General features: G+C 70.7%; 13 protein-coding genes. 4 read left to right on the top strand and 9 right to left on the bottom strand.

Annotated features, from left to right (window positions below; translation table 11 throughout):
* Positions 1-66: 66 nt before the first annotated feature.
* Positions 67-996, bottom strand: coding sequence for a DUF389 domain-containing protein (locus Q1A98_RS14025; protein WP_299574533.1), 930 nt, complete (start codon positions 994-996; stop codon positions 67-69).
* Between the two features lie 10 nt (positions 997-1,006).
* Positions 1,007-2,803, bottom strand: a complete 1,797-nt coding sequence (gene aspS, locus Q1A98_RS14020) for an aspartate--tRNA ligase (RefSeq protein ID WP_299574531.1) — start codon at positions 2,801-2,803, stop codon at positions 1,007-1,009.
* 119 nt (positions 2,804-2,922) lie between these two features.
* Here aspS and Q1A98_RS14015 point away from each other — a divergent pair, with 119 nt between their 5' ends.
* From Q1A98_RS14015 to Q1A98_RS14005, 3 genes are read left to right on the top strand one after another with little or no spacing between them, the layout of a single operon-like run.
* Complete coding sequence (locus Q1A98_RS14015) at positions 2,923-3,792, top strand: neutral zinc metallopeptidase (protein WP_299574529.1); 870 nt, start codon at positions 2,923-2,925, stop codon at positions 3,790-3,792.
* A gap of 57 nt (positions 3,793-3,849) precedes the next feature.
* The gene (locus Q1A98_RS14010) at positions 3,850-5,505 is read left to right on the top strand and encodes a DUF885 domain-containing protein (RefSeq protein ID WP_299574527.1); all 1,656 of its coding nucleotides are present in this window, start codon (positions 3,850-3,852) and stop codon (positions 5,503-5,505) included.
* Positions 5,502-7,139, top strand: coding sequence for an ABC-F family ATP-binding cassette domain-containing protein (locus Q1A98_RS14005; protein WP_299574525.1), 1,638 nt, complete (start codon positions 5,502-5,504; stop codon positions 7,137-7,139). The genes Q1A98_RS14010 and Q1A98_RS14005 overlap by 4 nt, the downstream gene beginning before the upstream one ends.
* 15 nt (positions 7,140-7,154) lie before the next feature.
* Here Q1A98_RS14005 and hisS read toward each other — a convergent pair whose 3' ends face one another.
* Complete coding sequence (gene hisS, locus Q1A98_RS14000) at positions 7,155-8,474, bottom strand: histidine--tRNA ligase (RefSeq protein WP_299574524.1); 1,320 nt, start codon at positions 8,472-8,474, stop codon at positions 7,155-7,157.
* Entirely contained in the window at positions 8,471-9,193 is a 723-nt protein-coding gene (locus Q1A98_RS13995) for an MBL fold metallo-hydrolase (RefSeq protein WP_299574522.1), read from the bottom strand. The genes hisS and Q1A98_RS13995 overlap by 4 nt, the downstream gene beginning before the upstream one ends.
* A gap of 222 nt (positions 9,194-9,415) precedes the next feature.
* Between Q1A98_RS13995 and Q1A98_RS13990 the strand changes: the two genes are divergently transcribed.
* On the top strand, positions 9,416-10,456 hold the full coding sequence (locus Q1A98_RS13990; RefSeq protein ID WP_299574520.1) for a peptidylprolyl isomerase: 1,041 nt from the start codon (positions 9,416-9,418) through the stop codon (positions 10,454-10,456).
* 191 nt (positions 10,457-10,647) lie between these two features.
* Here Q1A98_RS13990 and Q1A98_RS13985 read toward each other — a convergent pair whose 3' ends face one another.
* The 5 genes from Q1A98_RS13985 to yajC form a co-directional block, all read right to left on the bottom strand.
* A complete protein-coding gene (locus Q1A98_RS13985) occupies positions 10,648-12,945 on the bottom strand; it encodes a bifunctional (p)ppGpp synthetase/guanosine-3',5'-bis(diphosphate) 3'-pyrophosphohydrolase (RefSeq protein WP_299574709.1) in 2,298 nt (765 codons plus the stop codon).
* Positions 12,946-13,119: 174 nt separating this feature from the next.
* Entirely contained in the window at positions 13,120-13,683 is a 564-nt protein-coding gene (locus Q1A98_RS13980) for an adenine phosphoribosyltransferase (RefSeq protein ID WP_299574518.1), read from the bottom strand.
* The gene (gene secF / locus Q1A98_RS13975; RefSeq protein WP_299574516.1) at positions 13,680-14,840 is read right to left on the bottom strand and encodes a protein translocase subunit SecF; all 1,161 of its coding nucleotides are present in this window, start codon (positions 14,838-14,840) and stop codon (positions 13,680-13,682) included. Before secF ends, Q1A98_RS13980 begins: the two co-directional genes overlap by 4 nt.
* The gene (secD, locus tag Q1A98_RS13970) at positions 14,837-16,336 is read right to left on the bottom strand and encodes a protein translocase subunit SecD (protein ID WP_299574707.1); all 1,500 of its coding nucleotides are present in this window, start codon (positions 16,334-16,336) and stop codon (positions 14,837-14,839) included. The genes secF and secD overlap by 4 nt, the downstream gene beginning before the upstream one ends.
* Positions 16,337-16,530: 194 nt before the next feature.
* Positions 16,531-16,908 (bottom strand): preprotein translocase subunit YajC, encoded by a 378-nt coding sequence (gene yajC, locus Q1A98_RS13965; protein WP_299574515.1) that lies wholly within the window; start codon positions 16,906-16,908, stop codon positions 16,531-16,533.
* Between the last annotated feature and the right edge of the window lie 14 nt (positions 16,909-16,922).

Below are 16,922 nucleotides of genomic sequence, written 5' to 3'. Positions count from 1 at the left end.
GGACCCACCGCACGAGCGGGTGTGACGTCACCCGTGGGCGAGCCGCTCCCGCTGGGACTTTCGAGGTCAGGACGCGCGGGCCGCGCGCCGCCGGGCCGCCGCCCGATGTGCCCAGAGCACGCCCGCCCCGGCGAGCACGATCCCGATCATGTTGACGGCGAGCTGGGCGGCCGACTCCGCGGCGACCGCCCACTGTCCCAGGGTCGCCGCGATCACCGCGTACCCGGCCGCGGGCACCGTCGTCACCGAGATGAAGACGCCGACCAGGGCCGCGGACTTCGCCGAGACCAGCGAGAGCATGCCGGCCGCCCCCGCGAGGACCGCGACCACGAACGAGAACACCCCGACCTGGTAGATGAAGTCGACCTGGTCGGCGGAGGTCACGTCGCGGAGTTCGACGAGCCCGACCGCCTCGGCCGCCAGCGCAGCCAGGCCGGTGACGACCATGGCGACGGGGAACCCGACGAGCAGGGCGATCAGCGACCGCCGCGCCAGGTCGGCCCGGCGGGCCACCGCACCCACGGCGATGCCGGCGAGCGGGCCGAACTCGGGTCCGACGACCATCGCGCCCACCACCGTCACCGGTGAGTCGGTGATGACCCCGACCGCGGCGAGCAGACACGCGATGGTGAGGAAGGCGAGGAACGTGACGCTCAGGGTGGCGTCGTCGCGGGTCCGGCCGGTGAGTTCGTGCCAGACGATGGCGTCGTCGGGATCACCCGGCGCCTCCTTCTCCGCCCGGACCGCCGCGTCGGAGAGGACGGTGTCGAGCGGCTCCATGGTGATCGCGCCCCGATGCTGCAGTCCGCGAGCGGTCAGGGCGTCGAGCACCGCGTCGGCGGCCTCCCGGGTGACGTCGGCCTGCAGGAGGTCACCGACGGGGTCGACGGCGGCACCGGGGCTGACGACGACGTGGGTGACGCCCACCGCCGACCGCAGGTGGTCGAGGACCTCCGCGGACTCGTCGGCCGGGACGATCACCCGCAGGTGCAGCATCGACGGCCGGTCAGCCGGCGGGGGTCGCGGGGTCCGTGCCGCCCCGGGGGGCGGGCTTCGCGTCGATGCCGGACTCCTTGCGCTGCGCGGCGGTGATCGGCGCGGGGGCGTCGGTCAACGGGTCGACGCCGCCGCCGGACTTCGGGAACGCGATCACCTCGCGGATCGAGGACTCGCCGGCGAGCAGCGCCGTGATGCGGTCCCAGCCGAACGCGATGCCGCCGTGGGGCGGGGCGCCGAAGGAGAACGCGTCGAGGAGGAAGCCGAACTTCTCCTGCGCCTCGGCATGGTCGATGCCCATGATCGCGAACACGCGCTCCTGAACGTCGCGCCGGTGGATGCGGATGCTGCCGCCGCCGATCTCGTTGCCGTTGCAGACGATGTCGTAGGCGTAGGCCAGGGCCGCGCCGGGATCGGACTCGAGGGTGTCGAGCGACTCCGGCTTGGGCGAGGTGAACGCGTGGTGCACGGCGGTCCAGGCCCCGGACCCCACGGCGACGTCGCCACCCGCGGTGGCGTCGGCGGTCGGCTCGAACAGCGGCGCGTCGACGATCCAGGTGAACGCCCACGCGTCGGGGTCGATGAGACCCAGGCGCGACGCGATCTCCCCGCGCGCGGCACCGAGCAGTGCACGCTGCGCCTTCGCGGGGCCGGCGGCGAAGAAGACGCAGTCGCCCGGCTTCGCGCCGACGTGGGCGGCGAGACCCTCGCGCTCGGCGTCGGACAGGTTCTTCGCGACCGGACCGCCGAGGGTGCCGTCGTCGGCGACGAGGACGTAGGCGAGGCCCTTCGCGCCGCGCTGCTTGGCCCACTCCTGCCACGCGTCGAGCGTCCGGCGGGGCTGACTCGCGCCGCCCGGCATGACGACGGCACCGACGTAGGGCGCCTGGAAGACACGGAACGGGGTGTCGGCGAAGAAGTCCGTGCACTCGACGAGCTCGAGATCGAAGCGCAGGTCGGGCTTGTCGGAACCGTAGCGACGCATCGCCTCGGCGTAGGTCATGCGCGAGATCGGGGTCTGCACCTGCACACCGATCAGCGACCACAGCGCGACGAGGATCTGCTCGGCCAGCGCGATCACGTCGTCCTGGTCGACGAAGCTCATCTCGACGTCGAGCTGGGTGAACTCGGGCTGACGGTCGGCGCGGAAGTCCTCGTCGCGGTAGCAGCGGGCGATCTGGTAGTACCGCTCCATCCCGGCCACCATCAGCAGCTGCTTGAACAGCTGCGGGCTCTGCGGGAGTGCATAGAACGATCCGGGGCGCAGACGCGCCGGGACCAGGAAGTCGCGGGCGCCCTCGGGCGTCGAGCGCGTCAACGTCGGCGTCTCGATCTCGACGAAGTCGTGGTCGGCGAGGACACCGCGGGCGGCGGCGTTCACCTTCGACCGCAGGCGCAGCGCGTTCCCGGGCCCCTGGCGACGCAGGTCCAGGTAGCGGTAGCGCAGCCGCGCCTCCTCCCCCGGCGTCTCGTCGAGCTGGAACGGCAGCGGCGCGGAGGCGTTCAGCACCTCGAGCTCGGTCGCGTTGATCTCGATCGCCCCGGAGGCGAGGGAGGCGTTCTCGCTGCCCTCGGGACGGACCTCGACGTCGCCGACGACGCGGACGCAGAACTCGGCGCGCAGACGGTGGGCCGCCTCGGCCACGGCCTCGTCGCGGAAGACGACCTGCACCAGACCGGTGTTGTCGCGCAGGTCGATGAACACCACGCCACCGTGGTCGCGGCGGCGGGCCACCCAGCCGACGACCGTCACCGATCCCCCGGCGTCGTCGGCACGGAGGGATCCGGCGGAATGCGTGCGCAGCACGTGCGTCCTCTCTCGAGACTCTCCGGGGGTGCCTGCGGTCGGCCCCACGGCGCCGCTCATCCTACGTACGATCAGATGTCCGACTCGACGCCCGTCGGTGGTGGGCACGAAGGGGTGGCATGACGTTCCAGGGTGACGGTCCGCTCGACACGAGCGGGGTGTCCGGCGGCGGTGGCGGCGGAGGTCGTGGGCGGATCGCGCTCGGGGGTGGTGCCGGGCTGATCGTCGCGATCGTGGCCGTTCTGTTCGGGGTGAACCCCGGCGACATCCTCGGCGGCGACGGTGGATCGTCGTCGACGAGTCAGGGCACCACGAATCAGGCCATCCAGCAGCAGATCGACAGCTGCACGGTGCAGAAGGCGAACTCCGACACCATCTGCCGGATCGTGGCCACCACCAACAGCCTCGACGAGGTGTGGCCGACCCTGATGCAGGGCTACACGAAGCCGAAGACCGTGATCTTCGCCGACGCGATCAGCACCGGCGGCTGTGGTTCGGCGACGTCGTCGGTGGGGCCGTTCTACTGCCCCGGCGACCGCACCGCCTACTTCGACCCGACGTTCTTCACGACGCTGTCCGACCAGCTCGGCGGCAGCAACGGGCCGCTCGCCCAGGAGTACGTGGTGGCGCACGAGTTCGGTCACCACGTACAGAACCTGATGGGGACGATGGAGGAGGCGCAACGGCTCGGGTCCCGCGGCGCCACGTCGGGCTCGGTGCGCCTGGAGCTGCAGGCCGACTGCTACGCCGGTGTGTGGGCCGAACACGCCGACAAGGGGCCCGACGCGATGCTCGCGCCCATCTCCCAGGAGCAGATCTCCGAGGTGATCCAGACCGCGAAGGCCATCGGCGACGACACGCTGTCCGGCAGGAACGACTCGGAGGGCTGGACCCACGGATCGTCCGCGCAGCGTGTCCGGTGGTTCCAGACCGGCTATCGCACAGGCGATCCGGCGTCCTGCGACACGTTCTCCGCCCGCAGCCTGTAGATCCCGGCCTGTGGGAACAGGTCCGCCGACAACAGCACCGACACGAGGAGCCCGCCTGTGAGCACCCCCGCCCGTACCCCCACGGAGGTCGACGCGATCGCCGAGGACCACCTCGCCCGCGTGTGTGCCGCGGACCCGATCGCCGCCACGGATCTCGGTGTGTCGGGCCACGAGCACCGGCTCACCGACTACTCCCCCGCCGCGGTCGCCGAGCGCACCGACATCATCCGCGACACCCTGCGCCGACTGTCGACGGCGACACCGGCCGACGACGTCGACCGCGTCACCATCGCCACGATGACCGACCAGTTGTCGCGGGCCGTCGCCGTCGACGACGCGGGGCTGCGCGTCGGCGAGATCAACGTCATCGCCTCGCCGTTGCAGGCGATCCGCGACGTGTTCGACCTGATGGGCGTCGACGACGAGGCCGATCGCGGCGCCGTCCTCGCCCGCGTGACCGCGATACCCACCGCCGTCGACACCGTCATCGCCGGCCTCGACCGTCGACTGGCCTCGGGCCCGCCGATCGCCCGCCGACAGGTCGGCCTCGTCGCCGACCAGTGCGGCACCGCCGCGGACGCGGTCCGCGCCACGGTCGACCGGGTGGTCGCGCAGGACCCGTCGATGCAGCGCCATCTCGACCTCGCGCACGCCGCCGCGGGAGAGGCGTTCTCGCGGCTGCAACGGCACCTGCGGGAATCCGTCGCCGATCGCGCCGATCCCGCCGACGCCGTCGGGCGCGACGTGTACCGCCTGTGGTCGGCCGAGTTCGTGGGCACGGCGATCGACCCCGACGAGGCCTACGCCTGGGGTCTGGACCACCTCGCCACCATCGTGGCCGAGCAGGAGAGCCTGGCCGAGCGCATCGCCCCGGGCGCGGGTGTGGCCGGCGCGCTCGCGGCGCTCGACGAGGACCCCCGCCACCGCGTCACCGACCGCGACGCGTTCGTCGCGTGGATGCAGGAACTCTCCGACCGCTCGCTGGACGCGGTGCGCGACACCCACTTCGAGATCCCCGAGAACCTGACGGCACTGCAGTGCATGCTCGCACCGTCGGCCACCGGGATCATCTACTACACCGCGCCCAGCGAGGACATGCGCCGCCCCGGCCGCATGTGGTGGTCGGTGCCGCCGGAGCAGGACGTGTTCCACACCTGGCAGGAGACGACCACCGTCTTCCACGAGGGTGTGCCGGGCCACCACCTGCAGATCGGGTCGGCGATGGTGAGCCCGGAACTCAACCGGTGGCGCAAGCTGGCCTCGTTCACCTCGGGCCACGGCGAGGGGTGGGCTCTCTACGCCGAGCGCCTCATGGCCGACCTCGGCTGGCTCGACGACGACGGCGACCGGATGGGCATGCTCGACTCCCAGCGTCTGCGCGCCGCACGGGTCGTCGTCGACATCGGTCTGCACTGCGGTCTGCCGGCCCCCGAGTCGGTCGGCGGCGGGACGTGGGACGCCGACACGATGTGGTCGTTCCTGACCCAGGCCGTCGCGATGGACCGGACGGTGCTGATGTTCGAACGCAACCGATACCTGGGATGGCCGGGGCAGGCGCCGTCGTACGCCCTCGGCCAACGCGTCTGGGAACAGGCGCGCGACGAGTTCCGCACGGCACACCCCGACGGCACGCTGAAGGAGTTCCACACGCGCGCACTGCGTCTCGGCGGTGTCAGCCTCGATGTGCTGCGATCCGAACTGATCGGGGCATGAGCGCGGTCCTGCACCTGGACGACGTCGGCGCATCGCGGGGCAACCGCGTCCTGTTCGACGGGCTCGACCTGGTCGTGGCACCCGGCGATGTCGTCGGGCTCGTCGGTGCCAACGGCGCGGGGAAGTCGACGCTGCTCGGTGTGATCGCGGGCGTGTCCGACGCCGATCACACCGGCGCGATCACCCTCACCCCGCCCGACGCCACCATCGGGCTCCTCACCCAGGAGGTCGACCGACGTCCCGACGAGTCGGTCCTGGCATTCCTCTCCCGCCGCACGGGTGTCACGGATGCGCAGGACGCGATGGACACCGCCGCGGCGGCACTCGCCGACGCGACCGACGACACCTACACGCCGGCGCTCGAACGGTGGCTCGCCCTCGGCGGAGCCGACCTCGACGACCGGGTCGCCGGTGCCCTCGCCGACGTCGGTCTCGACGTCGATCCGGCCACGGCGATGACCGCGCTGTCCGGTGGGCAGGCGGCCCGCGCCGGTCTCGCCGCGATCCTGTTGTCCCGCTTCGACGTCCTGCTCCTCGACGAGCCCACCAACGACCTCGACCTCGCGGGCCTCGCACGCCTCGAACGCTTCGTCCAGGAGACCCCGGCGGCGATGATGCTGGTCAGCCACGACCGGGAGTTCCTCGCCCGCACCGCCACCGGGATCGTCGAACTCGACCGCGCACAGAACACCGTCGCCGCGTACTCCGGTGGCTACGAGGCCTACCTCGCCGAACGGGAGATCGCTCGGCGCCATGCGCGGGAACGCTTCGAGGAGTACGCCGACACCAAGGCGGGACTCGAGGAACGCGTTCGTACTCAACGCAACTGGCTCGAGCACGGTGTCCGCAACGCCCGCCGCAAGGCCACCGACAACGACACCATCACCCGCAAACACCGGGCGGAGTCGACGGAGAAGCAGGCGGCGAAAGCCCGTCAGACGCAACGACGGATCGAACGACTCGACGTCGTCGAGGAACCCCGCAAGGAATGGGAACTCCGCATGGAGATCGCCCGCGCACCCCGGGGCGGTGGCGTGGTCGCGACACTGCACGACGTCGTCGTCACCCGCGACGACTTCACCCTGGGGCCCGTCTCGACGAGCATCGACGCCGGCGACCGCATCCTGGTGACCGGCCGCAACGGGTCCGGGAAGTCGACGCTGCTGTCGGTGATCCTCGGGCGTACACCACCCGACCGCGGCACCGTCTCGACCGGGTCGGGGGTCGAACTCGGCGAGATCGACCAGGCCCGAGGCGTCTTCACCGGGCCGCAGTCGCTCACCGAGGCGTTCCGCGACCGGGTCCCGGACGAGACGGAGGCCGACGTGCGGACGCTGCTCGCGAAGTTCGGCCTCCGCGGCGACGACGCGCTACGTCCCGCCGCCGACCTCTCCCCCGGCGAACGCACGCGCGCGGCACTGGCACTGCTGCAGGCCCGCGGGGTGAACCTGCTCGTGCTCGACGAGCCGACGAACCACCTCGACCTGCCCGCGATCGAACAGCTCGAGTCCGCGCTCGACAGCTTCGACGGCACCCTGCTGCTGGTCACGCACGACCGACGCATGCTCGACACGGTCCGCGCCACACGGCGATGGACGATGGACGGCGGTCGACTCGAGGACCGCCTCGTCTGAGCAGGGGCGGGCGGGTCAGCCCGCCGACGCGACGATCTCGCCGACGACGGCGTCGAGCGCGGCGGTGCGCTGGGATCCGTCGGTCAGGTCCTTGACCTCCACCTGACCCGACTCGAGCTCGCGGTCGCCGAGGACCAGCGCCCAGCGGGCCCCGGAGCGGTCGGCGGCCTTCATCGCACCCTTGAGTCCCCGTCCGCCGTAGGCGATGTCGACGGCGACGCCGCGGGCGCGGAACTCACCGGCCAGCGCCACCATCCGGTCGCGGGCCGCGTCGCCCATCGGGACACCGAACACCGTGCACCGACCACCCGTGGTGGCCGTGAGCTGCTCGGCCTCCAGCGCGAGGACCGTACGGTCGACGCCGAGTCCGTACCCGATGCCCGACAGCTCCTGCTTGCCTCCGAGGTGACGCATGAGGCCGTCGTAGCGGCCACCGCCGCCGATGCCCGACTGCGCGCCGAGACCGTCGTGGACGAACTCGAAGGTCGTCTTCGTGTAGTAGTCGAGGCCGCGGACCAGGCGCGGGTTGATCTCGTAGCGGACGCCGAGGGCGTCGAGGTGCCGTCGGACCGCGGCGAAGTGCTCGGCGACCGAGTCCGACAGGTGGTCGAGCATCAGCGGCGCGTCGGCGGTCGCGGCCCGGATCTCCGGCCGCTTGTCGTCGAGGACACGCAGCGGGTTTATCTCCGCGCGACGCCGCGTCTCGTCGTCCAGATCGAGACCGAACAGGAACTGCTGCAACGTCTCCCGGTACTGCGGGCGACAGGTGTCGTCGCCCAGCGAGGTCAGTTCGAGGCGGTAACCGGTCAGTCCGAGTCGGCGGTAGCCCTCGTCGGCGATGGCGATCACCTCGGCGTCGAGCGCCGGGTCGTCGACACCGATCGCCTCGACCCCCACCTGCTGCAGCTGCCGATACCGGCCGGTCTGCGGCTTCTCGTACCGGAAGAACGGACCGTGGTACGTGAGCTTGACGGGCAGCTGTCCGCGGTCGAGTCCGTGCTGGATCACCGCGCGCATGACGCCGGCGGTGCCCTCCGGACGCAGCGTCACCGACCGCTCACCGCGGTCGGCGAAGGTGTACATCTCCTTCGACACGACGTCGGTCGACTCGCCGACGCCGCGGGCGAACAGCGCGGTGTCCTCGAACACGGGCAGCTCGACATGTGAATAGCCGGCGAGTCGCGCCGCCTGACTCAGCGTGTCGCGGACGGCGAGGAACGTCGCCGACGTCGGGGGGAGGTAGTCGGGGACGCCGCGCGGCGCCTGGAACGCCGACGGGGTGGGGGTGGGGGTGGGGGTGGGGGTGGGGCTCGATCCGGGCGCGTCTGCGCTCACAGTCCGTGTCGTCCTTTCCGGGGGTGCGCGGCGGCGTCGGGCCCGGCTCCCGGCAGGTCGGCCAGGAACGGGTTGGTGGCGCGCTCGCGTCCCACCGACGTCTGCGGCCCGTGGCCGGGCAGCACCTGGGTGTCGTCGGAGCGGGTGAGCAGTGTGGTGGCGATGCTGTCCAGCAGCTGCTGGTGGTCGCCGCCCGGCAGGTCCGTCCGGCCGATGGAACCCGCAAAGAGTACGTCGCCGGAGAAACAGACCGGCACCTCGGCGTCGTCGGTGGGCACCGTGACGGTGAGCAGCACCGAGCCCTGGGTGTGTCCGGGCGCCACGGCGACGTCGAATCGGATGCCCGCGAGCTCCACCGCGTGCCCGTCGACGAACTCGACCACCTTGTCCGGTTCGGCGAACGTCAGGTCGCCGATCAGCGACGACAGCGCGGGGCCGATCCCGGCCGCCGGGTCCGCCAGCATCGGGCGGTCGGCGGGATGGATGTAGGCGGGGATCCCGTACTGCTCGCACAGGTCGGCCGCGTTCCACGTGTGGTCGAGGTGACCGTGGGTCAGCAGCACCGCCACCGGCGTGAGCCCGTGCTCGTCGAGCAGTTCGGTCACCGTGGGGGCCGCATCCTGCCCGGGGTCGATGATCACCGCGTCCGCGCCCGGTCGATCGGCGACGACATAACAGTTCGTCGCGAACACGCCCGCGGCGAACCCCGTGATCAGCATGCGTCTCCCGTCGTGGTCGGAACCTCCATCATGGCAAACCCGCGGACAACGGTGACGTGGCCGAGACCCGGTCGGGACGATTCACAGGGAGTCCTGGCACACTCACACCGGCGACCCTGCCCGTACGGTGCGTCTCGGGCAGGTCACCGACTGTGCCCCGCACCGGCTGCGTGAGCCCCGACGACCCGTCGGATCACCGTCATCGACCAGGTCAGGAGAGCTGTGCCGAACACCGAGAATCCCGGCGAGGACATCCCGGACGGCGGCGACCAGCTCACGAACGAACAGCGGCGGGCCGAGGCCAAGCGGAAGCTCGAGCAGAAGCTCGGTGCCCAGGAGGCCGCCGCCCGGCGGCGCAAGCGCATCATCCTGACGACCTCGATCGTGGTGGCCGTGGTGGTGGTGGCGACGGGCGCGACCCTGATCACCAACAAGGTCCTCGACGACCGCGAGAAGGCCCGCTACACCGCGTGCCAGTTCACCCCCACCCCGGCGTCGGAGAACCCCTTCAACAGTTCCCCGCAGATCCCGCCGAACCTGAGCCCCGAGCAGCGCACGCTCGCCGAGCAGTACCGCGACGAGTTCGTCGCCGGGAAGACCAAGCAGCGCACCGCGCCGATCCCCGCGGACCGTCAGCTGAAGAAGGGTGACCTGCAGGCGACACTGGACACCACGCAGGGCACGTTGCCGATCACGCTGAAGCGGTCGGAGGCGCCGTGCAACGTCGGCGCGGTCGTGTCCCTGATCAAGGACGGGTACTACAACGGCACCACCTGCCACCGCCTCACCGAGGGTGGCGCGGGCAAGATCGCGGTCCTGCAGTGCGGCGACCCGACGGGCACCGGCGCCGGGGGGCCCGGATGGTCGAGCCCGGACGAGTTCCCGACGAACCTGAAGGTGATCCCCCAGGACCCGCAGCTCGCCGCGCTCGGCGTGCCGAGCTCGGTCGTCTACCCACGCGGGACGGTGGCGATCGCGAACAGCTATCAGACCGGTCAGGGTGGACAGGCGCAGGGCCAGAACACCGGCTCGTCGCAGCTGTTCATCGCGATCAACGACAGCCAGCTCCCCCCGAACTACAGCGTCGTCGGGTCGATCGACCCGTCCGGCCTGCCGGTCCTGGACAAGATCTCGAAGGGCGGCATCACCCCGTCCATCCGCCCGCAGCAGGACCCGAACACCGGCGCGGTGACCTACGCCCCCACGCCGGGCGACGGCACCCCGAAGCTGACCACGACGATCGAGAAGGCCACCGTCAGCTGATCCGGCCCTCACCACTGAGCCGGAGGCGTCAGAACGCCGCGCCCAAATCCTCGACCGTGCACCAGATCCCGCCGATCGTGCAGCGGATCCCGCCGAGAGTTCACGCCGGCTCGGCTCGACGTGATCGTGTGCACGTTCGCGCGGATCTGCTGCACACTCGGCGGGTGTCGGCGCCGGTCGACGTGTGTGCCTCAGGAGGCCGAGGTCACCCGGTAGACGTCGTAGACGCCCTCGACGTTGCGGACCACGTTGAGGACGTGGCCGAGGTGTTTGGGGTCGCCCATCTCGAAGGTGAACTTGCTGATGGCCACGCGGTCGCGGCTGGTGTTCACCGACGCCGACAGGATGTTGACACGCTCGTCGGCGAGGACGCGCGTCACGTCGGACAGCAGTCGCGACCGGTCGAGTGCCTCCACCTGGATCGCGACGAGGAACACCGACGACGGTGACGGCGCCCACTTCACCTCGATGATGCGTTCCGACTGCTGTTGCAGCGCATCGGCGTTCGTGCAGTCCGTGCGGTGCACGCTGATGCCGCCACCGCGGGTGACGAAGCCGAGGATCTCGTCACCGGGCACGGGCGTGCAGCACTTGGCGAGCTTGGCGAGGACACCGTCGGCACCGGGCACCACGACGCCGGCGTCGCCGGTCTGGCGGGGGCGCGTCGGCATCGTCGACGGCGTCGACCGCTCGGCCAGCTCCTCCTCGGCGTCGTCCACGCCGCCCAACGCGGCGACGAGGCGACCGACGACGTGGCGAGCGGAGACGTGTCCCTCCCCGATCGCCGTGTACAGCGCGGACACGTCGCCGTAGCGGAGCTCCGCGGCGATCGCGGCCATCGACTCACCGTTCATCAACCGCTGCAACGGGAGTCCGCCGCGACGGACCTCCTTCGCGATCGCGTCCTTGCCCGCCTCGAGGGCCTCCTCGCGGCGCTCCTTGGCGAACCACTGCCGGATCTTGGCCTTGGCCCGCGGCGACACCACGAAGCCCTGCCAGTCCCGCGACGGTCCGGCGTTGGGCGCCTTGGAGGTGAAGACCTCGACGACCTCACCGTTCTCCAGGGTCCGCTCGAGAGCGACGAGACGACCGTTCACCCGGGCGCCGATGCAGCGGTGGCCGACCTCGGTGTGGACGGCGTAGGCGAAGTCGACGGGGGTGGATCCCGCGGGCAGTGTGATGACGTCGCCCTTGGGGGTGAAAACGAAGATCTCCTTGACCGCGAGGTCGTAGCGCAGCGACTCGAGGAACTCACCGGGATCGGCGGCCTCGCGCTGCCAGTCGAGCAGCTGCCGCATCCACGCCATGTCGTCGATCTCGGCGGCGTCGTCGCCGTGCTTGGCGCCGTTGCGCCCCCGGGTCTCCTTGTAGCGCCAGTGCGCCGCGATGCCGAACTCGGCCGTGCGGTGCATGTCGCGGGTGCGGATCTGCACCTCGAGGGGCTTGCCCTCCGGTCCGACCACCGTGGTGTGCAGCGACTGGTACACACCGAATCTCGGCTGCGCGATGTAGTCCTTGAACCGTCCGGCCATCGGCTGCCACAGCGAGTGCACCACACCGACCGCGGCGTAGCAGTCGCGGATCTGGTCGCACAGGATGCGCATGCCGACGAGATCGTGGATGTCGTCGAACTCGCGGCCCTTGACGATCATCTTCTGGTAGATCGACCAGTAGTGCTTCGGTCGGCCCTCGACGGTCGCCGTGATGCGGGCGGCGTTGAGCGACGCCGTGATCTCGGTGCGGACCTTCGCGAGGTAGGTGTCCCGCGACGGGGCACGGTCGGCGACGAGCCGGACGATCTCCTCGTACCGCTTGGGGTGCAGGATCGCGAAAGCCAGGTCCTCGAGCTCCCACTTGACCGTGGCCATCCCGAGTCGGTGCGCGAGCGGCGCGATCACCTCGAGGGTCTCGCGGGCCTTGCGGGCCTGCTTCTCCGGCGGCAGGAACCGCATGGTGCGCATGTTGTGCAGGCGGTCGGCGACCTTGATGACCAGCACCCGCGGGTCGCGGGCCATCGCGATGATCATCTTGCGGATCGTCTCGGCCTCGGCGGCGTGCCCGAGAGCGACCTTGTCGAGCTTGGTGACACCGTCGACGAGGTGCGCCACCTCGTCGCCGAAGTCGGCGGCGAGCGCGTCGAGGCTGTAGCCGGTGTCCTCGACGGTGTCGTGCAGCAACGCTGCGACGAGGGTGGTCGTGTCCATGCCGAGATCGGCGAGGATGCTCGCGACGGCCAGCGGATGGGTGATGTAGGGGTCACCGGATTTGCGGAACTGGCCGTCGTGGTGACGCTCGGCGACGTCGTAGGCGCGCTGCAGCAGCGCCACGTCGGCCTTCGGGTACAGGTCCCGGTGCAGCGCGACGAGCGGTTCGAGGACCGGTCGGATCGGGCTGCGGGTGGCGGTCATCCGCCGGGCGAGGCGGGCGCGGACCCGTCGCGACGCCGACGACCCGGATGACTGGGCGACGGACTCGGCCGCGGTGGGCATCGGCGCCGTGGGGGCGGGCTCGGGGCTGACCGGGGCGGTGGTCGTGACGTCCGACGCGAGGCGGGGGGCAGGCGCGGACACACCGGTGTCGGGGGCGACGTCGGTGGACGCGTCGCGCGGACCCGCGGTGGTGTCGTCGGCCATCTACACCTCCTCGTCAGCCGATCGTAGTCCTCACCCGGTGGTGAGACCCGTCAGCACGAGGTCGGGATGCGCCGCACGGACCGCGTCGCGGCCCGGCAGACCCTCGATCTCCATGACGACGGCGGCGGCGTGGACGTCGGCGCCGGCCGCGGACAGCAGCGCGATCGCCGCGTTCAGCGTCCCGCCGGTGGCCAGGACGTCGTCCACGACGAACACCCGCCGCCCGCTCAGGGTCACGCCGTCGGCCGGGATCTCCAGACAGGCGGATCCGTATTCGAGGTCGTAGCTCTCGGCGTGGACCGGCGGCGGCAGCTTGCCCGCCTTGCGCACGGCGACCACACCCACGCCGAGGTGCAGCGCGATCGCCCCGCCGAGCAGGAAGCCGCGGGCGTCGATCCCGGCGACGAGATCGGCGTCACCGGCGGCCTCCGCCAGCGCAGCGGTGACGGCGGCGAGACCCTCCGGGTCGGCGAGGACGGGGGTGAGGTCCTTGAACTGGACTCCCGGCTCCGGGAAGTCCGGCACCAGGCGGGTGTGCGTCGCGATCGCCTGCCGTGCGCGGGCGAGTGCGTCTCCGACCTGCGGGGCGGTCACCGCCGACGGTTCCGCTTGCCCGACGGGCGGTCGCCCGTGGCCGTGGCGACCGACGTCTTCGACAGCGACGTGCGCGTCCGCGCGCCGACGGCGTCGGTTTCATCAGAGCCGGCGCGGCGCGCGAGCACCCGGCTCGTGTGCTCCCGGATGTCCTTGCGGCGCTCCTTCAGCGTCACCAGCAGCGGTGTTGCGAACGCCACCGACGAGAACGTGCCGACCACGACGCCGACCAGCTGGATCAGTCCGAGGTCCTTGAGCGTCCCGACACCGAGCAGCCAGACGGCGATCACCATCAGGGCGATGATCGGCAGCACCGAGATCACCGTCGTGTTGATCGACCGCATGAGTGTCTGGTTCACCGCCAGGTTCGCCTGTTCGGCGTAGGTGCGGCGAGTCGTGTGCAGGACGCCGCGGACGTTCTCCTCCACCTTGTCGAACACGACGACGGTGTCGTAGAGGGAGAAGCCGAGAATGGTCAGCAGACCGATGACGGTCGCGGGCGTGACCTCGAAACCGACGATCGAGTAGACGCCGGCGGTGACGACGATGTCGAAGATCATGGTGGCCATCGCCGCCGCCGACATCTCCTTGTCGAACCGCACCGCGATGTAGACCAACACGATCGCGAGGAACACCGCGAGCGCGATCAACGCCTTCTGGGTGACCTCGCCGCCCCACGTCGAACTCACGTCGGAGGAGTTGATGTCGTCGGCGGTCAACGCGGGCCCGAACCGCTGGGCCAGCGCCGCGGTGATCTTCTCGGTCTCCGCCTGGGTCAGCGTCGAGGTGCGGACCTGCACGGTCGCACTCGACCCGGACCCCGCGGTCTGTACCGACTCCGCGTCACGGCCGAGAGCATCGGAGAAGACGTTCTCCACCGCAGACGTCGACGTCTGCGAGGTGTTCGTGAACGAGATCTGCGTGCCGCCCTCGAAGTCGATGCCGAGGGTGAACCCGCGGAACACGATGGACAGCAGACAGATCGCGACGATGCCGGCGGTGATGGAGAACCACATCCGTCGCCGGCCGACGACCTCGAAGGCACCGGTGCCGGTGTACAGCCGCGACAGCAACGAGTGCTTCTGCGCGACCGTGCGGTTGCGGGCCTCGGTGGCGTCGTCGTCGATGACGACGTCGGTGTCGGTGTCCCGGCTCATCGGACCGCCTCTTCCTTCTTCGCGGTGCCCGTCGCCGCGGCGCGACGTTCACGGGCGACCTGGGTGACGGCCCCGAGACCGTTGACCGACGGCTTCGACAGGAACGAGGACCGGCTGGCCAGCACCACCAGCGGGTGGGTGACCAGGAAGACGACCACGATGTCGAGGATCGTCGTCAGTCCGAGCGTGAACGCGAACCCGCGCACCTCGCCGATCGCGAGGAAGTAGATCGCGGCGGCGGCGATGAAGCTGACCGCGTTGCCCGACCAGATGGTGCGCCGCGCGCGTGCCCAGCCGCGCGGCACAGCGGATCGGAAACTCCTCCCCTCACGCATCTCGTCCTTTATTCGTTCGAAGTAGACGACGAACGAGTCCGCGGTCATGCCGATGCCGATGATGAGGCCGGCGATGCCCGAGAGGTCGAGGGTGAAGTTGATCCACCGGCCGAGCAGCACGAGGATGCCGTACACCATCACACCGGAGGCGATCAGCGACAGCATCGTCAGGAACCCGAGCATCCGGTAGTAGAGCAACGCGTAGACCAGCACCGCGACGAGACCGATGGCGCCGGCGATCAGGCCGGCCCGCAGAGATGCGAGTCCCAGTGTCGCCGAGACGGTCTCGGCGTCGGAGGACTTGAACGACAGCGGCAGCGAGCCGTACTTGAGGACGTTCGCCAGGTCGTTGGCCGTGGTCTGGCTGAAGTTGCCGCTGATCTCGGTGGTCGGCGAGGTGATCGCACCCTGGATCTGCGGGGCGCTCACGACCTTGGAGTCGAGGGTGAACGCGGTCTGCTTGCCGACGTTCTCACCGGTGTACTTGGGCCAGAAGCTCTGTGCCGCGCCCTTGAACCCGACCTGCACGATCCACGCGCCGCTCTGCTGCGTGGTCGTGGCGGTCGCGCTCGCGATGTCGCGGCCGTCGATGATCTCCGGTCCGAGCAGGTAGACCTGCGCACCGTCCTGCGAGCAGGCGACGAGGTACTGGCTCGGGTCGTCGTTGCCCTGCAGCGGGTCCGCGCTCCCCGGGTTGCAGTTGGTCTTCGCCATCTGCGCCTCGAGCTGCGTGGTGTTCGCGTTCGCCGGCGCCTGCCGCGCCGCCTTCGCGGCGGCGATCGCCGCGGCGTTGGTCTCCCCCGCCGGCTGCTGCACGGGCTGCATCGGTGTCGCGGCCTTCACGTCGACCACGGGCCGCACGTACAGGCGTGCCGTCTGGCCGAGGGTCCGAGCCTGACGACCGTCGGTGCCCGGCACGGTGATGACGAGGTTGCTGCCGTCGATGATGACCTCGGACCCGGAGACGCCGAGGCCGTTGACGCGCTGCTCGATGATCTGCTTCGCGCGGTCGAGCTGGTCCTTCGCCGGCGCGGCGCCGTCCGGGGTGCGCGCGGTCAGGGTGACCCGTGTGCCGCCCTGCAGGTCGATGCCGAGCTTGGGCTTCGCGCCTCCGCCGCCCGTGAAGAACACGAGGACATAGACGATGACTATGAGCAGCATGAATGCGCCCACGATGACCAGGGGCGGGGTCTCGCGTTTGGACGGTGCCACGAGTGCAACGACTCCTCGGTGAAGCGGGGGGACGCCGTCGGGGTGCCGACGGTCCGCAGACAGGCTACGTGGCGCCCGGGCACACCATCACCGGCCGTCGTCGTGAGACGACCGCCGGGGTGCGCAGCGACGCGACGTTCCGGTCAGCGCTCCCGCTCGGAGTCCTTCTCCAGGGCGACGGTGTGGTCGGCGTCGATGCTGCCGCCCTCGGTGTCGTCGCTGGCGGGGCCCGACACGGGCGCACCCGGGTAGGACGCGGCGAGGTCGTCGGCGTGGACGACCTCCCGGACGGCCAGACGGTTCCAGCGGGTGACGTAACCGGTGGCCAGCTCCAGGTCGACGACACCGTCGTCGACGCCGGTCACCGTGCCGTACACGCCCGAGGTGGTCTGCACGCGGTCGCCGACCGACAGCGAGTCCTGCATCTGCTGGGTCTGCGCCTGCGCCTTCTTCTGGCGGCGTGCGGTGAGCAGCATGAAGCCGACCAGGACGATCAGGATGACCGGGAAGAGGAATTCCATGGGGTGACGAACCT

Source organism: uncultured Williamsia sp., from assembly GCF_947494875.1.
Lineage (GTDB): Bacteria > Actinomycetota > Actinomycetes > Mycobacteriales > Mycobacteriaceae > Williamsia_A.
This window is presented reverse-complemented; position numbering and strand designations above follow the sequence as displayed.